This is a genomic window from Nocardioides sp., from assembly GCF_004803405.1.
GTDB classification, from domain to species: domain Bacteria; phylum Actinomycetota; class Actinomycetes; order Propionibacteriales; family Nocardioidaceae; genus Nocardioides; species Nocardioides vastitatis.
Map to the genome: position 1 here is coordinate 1 of NZ_SSXI01000152.1, position 3,327 is coordinate 3,327.

Annotated in this window: 2 protein-coding genes; both read right to left on the reverse strand. The window is 74.7% G+C overall.

Translation table 11 applies throughout. The features are described from left to right. A partial coding sequence (locus E7Z54_RS11180; protein ID WP_168798279.1) for a UvrD-helicase domain-containing protein occupies positions 1-572 on the reverse strand: 572 nt, incomplete at its 3' end. Between the two features lie 8 nt (positions 573-580). Further along, on the reverse strand, positions 581-3,327 hold a 2,747-nt coding region (gene recC / locus E7Z54_RS11185), incomplete at its 5' end, for an exodeoxyribonuclease V subunit gamma (RefSeq protein WP_136433711.1).

Below are 3,327 nucleotides of genomic sequence, written 5' to 3' on the forward strand. Positions count from 1 at the left end.
ACTGCCTGGGGGTCACCCACGGCGGTGCGCGCCAGCGCCAGCGCCGCGTCGCGGCCGAAGGGCGGGCGCTCCCTGGTCGCGCCGAACCGCTGCAGGTAGAGGTCGTCGACGGTCTCCACCACCAGCTCGTCGAGCGACTCGACGAGCGCCGCGCCGGCATCGGTGTCGCCGGCGACGCCGAGCGAGCGGAGCACCAGCTGGCAGAACTGGTGCGTGGTCGCGATGGTGGCCGCGTCGAAGGTCGCGAGCGCGTCGCGGAGCCGTCGGTGCTTCTCGTCGCGGTCCGACTCGTCGGCGAGCAGGTGGGCGATGACGGTGTTGTCGAGGTCGGCGGTCGTCGGGTCGGCGAGGGCCCGCTCCGCCTGGACGAGCTGCGACCGGACGCGCTCGCGCAGCTCCTGGCTGGCCGCGCGACCGAAGGTGATCACCAGCATCTCGTCGAGCCGGGCCACGCCCTCGGCGACGTAGCGGGTGACGAGCGCGCCGACGGTGAAGGTCTTGCCGGTCCCGGCGCTCGCCTCGAGCAGGGTGGTGCCGGCCGGCAGCGGCCCGGTCAGGTCGAAGGACTCCATCTCGCCCGTCACCAGCTGCCCTGCTCGGCCTTGATCAGCGGGCTCCACACGCGCAGCGCCAGGGCGCCGAAGCGGGAGCGCTCGCCGTCGTACTGCTCCTCGGGCGCGGGATCGTCCCGCAGCCCGGGGATCGGCGCGGACGGCCCCCAGGCGCGCACCTGCTCGGTGTCGGAGCACTCGCCGGGGAACCTGCCGTCGTTCCAGTCCCAGCCGGCCTTCTTGAGCGCCTCCGCCTCGCCGGCGCGGGTGCGCCGCATCCGGGCGTAGGCCAGCGACGCCTTGAGTGGGAGCGGCAGCGGCTCGCAGAGGCCGCGGTCCCGCAGCAGGACCAGGTCGCGCAGCAGGTCGCGGGCGGTGTGGTCCAGCGGGCCGAGCTGGGACAGGGAGTACGGCACCCGCGATCGGCCGTTCGTCGGGCGGCCCAGCGCCCGGCCGGTCCACGCCTTGTCCTCGTCGCTGGCGGCCAGCGCCAGGAGCTGGATCCAGGTCTGCAGGCGGTGGGTCGCGCCGAGCCGGCTGTAGGTGACGGGGACCAGGCGGTCGCCGTACACCTCGGGGACGGTGCCGCGCAGGCTGCGGCCGTCGCCGAGGTCGACGTCGACGTCCACCGACTGCGGGGGGCGGACGCGGAGCTTGCGCGCCTCGTCGGCGATCGGCTCCGCGCGGACGATGATCTCGGCGAGGATCCGCCAGCCGAGCCAGCCCGGCGGCAGGACGCCACGACGCCACTCCTGCTGGCGCGCCTGCTCGGGGTCCATCCCGTTGAGCAGGTCTCGCAGTACCCGGTCGCCGACGGACCACTGCGCCAGGTTGTCGATCTCGACCGGCAGGCCGTCGGACAGCGGCTCCTCGTCACGGGGGAGCGCCAGGTCGAGCCGGTCGCGGAAGAACCCACGGACCGGCGACCTGTAGAAGGCGAGCAGGTCGTCGAGGGAGACGTCCGCTGCCGGCGCGACCGGGAGGGGTCCGGGCAGCAGCGGGGGCGGCTCGACGCGCGGCGCCCGGGCCGCCTGTGCGCCGACGAGGGCACACCGGTCGAAGCTGAACGGCCGGTCGGGCACGAGGGCGCCGGGTGTCACGTTGCGGTGGTCGAAGGGCTGCAGCGGATGGCGTACGACGACCGCGTCGCTCGTCCGCCGCCCGCCGACCGTGGTCGCGGTGAGGTCGAGGGCGTCGAGCAGCTCCCCCAGCGGCGACGCCGGGGGGCGGGGCTGGCCGCTGTACTCGTTGGCGCCCGTGTAGGTGACCACGAGCGTCTCGGTGGCGGCCAGGATCGCGTCGAGGAAGAGCTGCCGGTCCTCGCTGCGCAGGTCGCGCTCGCCGGTCATCGGGTCGCGGGCCAGCACGTCGTCGCCGTCGGTGATGCCGACACGGGGGAAGACTCCGTCGTCGAGGCCGAGCAACGCGACGACGCGGTGCGGCACCGAGCGCATGGGGACCATGGTGCAGACCGTGAGGGTGCCGGTGCGGAAGTTCGCGCGCGTGGGCCGGCCGGCGAGCCTGTCGGCCAGCATGGCGCGGACGTCGGGCAGTCGCAGCGGGTCGTCCCCCGACCCTGCGGCCTGGGCGACGCGGCCGAGCTCCCGCTGGACCTGCCCGGTCTGCCAGGCCTCGGTGGACGGGACCGCGGTCAGGTCGCTGATGCCGACGTGGAGCACCGTGAGCCAGTGCTCGAGCGGGTGCACGCCGGTGAGCTGGTCGGTGACGTCGCGCAGCCGGTGCACGAACTCCGTCAGCCTGCCGACCAGCTCGATCTCCCCGCTGCCGATGTCGTCGAGCGGTAGCGTCTTGTCGAGCCAGGACCCGGAGTCACCGGACATCGCCACCCCGGCCAGCAGCCGGTCGAGCCCGAACTGCCAGGTGTTGGCGACGTAGCCCTCCAGCCCGTAGTCACTGCGGTGCTCGGCGTCGAAGCCCCACCGGATCCCGGCCTCGCGCGCCCAGTCGGCGACCAGTTGCAGGTCGTCGTCGCGGAACCCGAACCGCCGCCGCACCGGCTCGAGGTGCGCGAGGTCCAGGACGTCCCCGACGCCGGCGCGGCCGCCGGCGAGGTCGAGCAGGCGGGTGGCGACGTTGAGGAGCGGGTTGGTCCGGTCGAGCGCCCGGTCGGCGAGCTTGACCCGGAGCCGGTGAGCGGGGTGTCTGGCGTCGTCGCCGCCTGCGCCACCCAGGTCGCCGAGCCCGAACCCGGCGGCGATCAGGGGCGCGTAGGCCTCGATGTCGGGACACATCACGAGCACGTCGCGTGGCTCGAGCGTGGGGTCGTCGGCGAGCAGCCCGAGCAGCGCCTCGCGCAGGACGTCGACCTGGCGCGCGGCGCCGTGGCAGGCGTGCACCTGGACCGAGCGGTCCGTGGCCGGGTCGAAGGTGCGGCTGCTCGCGTCGCCGACCGCGTTGGCGTGCAGGTCGTGCTGGAGCCACGAGAGCAGCGAGTCGCCGGCGGGTACGGCCGTGTCGAGCCGCACCGGCTCGTCGGCGTACGTCGCCGTCGCGAGCGTGCGCTGCAGCTCGCGGGTGTCGCGGCCGAGCGTGGCGAGCAGGGGGTGACCGACCACGTCGTGCGAGCGGTCCTCGGCCCGCGGCACCGGCCCCGTCGTCGTACCGGGGGCGAGGGCGTCCCACAGCGCCGGCGACGGGTGCGGCAGCCACAGGTGCACCTCGCGGTGCTCACCCAGTGCGTGCAGGAGGTCGACCTCGGTCACCGGCAACCGGGTGTGGCCGAACAGCGACAGGCGATCGGGCAGGTCGAAGGCCT